1 protein-coding gene is annotated in these 279 nt (G+C 57.3%); it reads left to right on the top strand.

Features of this window, described 5'->3' with window-relative positions; genetic code table 11:
- Nucleotides 1-276: lysozyme inhibitor LprI family protein (locus tag AC1RP1_RS08300; protein WP_481762770.1), on the top strand; the 276-nt coding region annotated here is incomplete at its 5' end.
- Between the last annotated feature and the right edge of the window lie 3 nt (nt 277-279).

Here is a 279-nt window from a genome sequence, read left to right as displayed (position 1 = left end):
GCCGCGATCGCAGTGCAAAAGAAACGGTTGAACGCGGCCTACAACAAGCTGATAGCGCACCGCAAGGCGGCGAATGATTCGGCGGGCATCGCAGCGCTGAACCAGATGCAGAAGGACTGGATCAAATCCCGCGATGGCACGGTCAACTATCTGAACAACCATGTGGCCGGAAGCGCTTCGGCAGTGTTCGCCGTCAGCAACGATTTCATGCGCGACGCGGTGACGAAACAAGCGAACCTGCTCGAAACTATCCGCGACATGGAAGGCGGCGAGTAAAAA

This window comes from Dellaglioa sp. CoH-56-MRSF-13 (assembly GCF_056782095.1).
The sequence above is the reverse complement of the archived record's forward strand: the minus strand, read 5'-3'. Positions and strand labels throughout refer to the sequence as shown.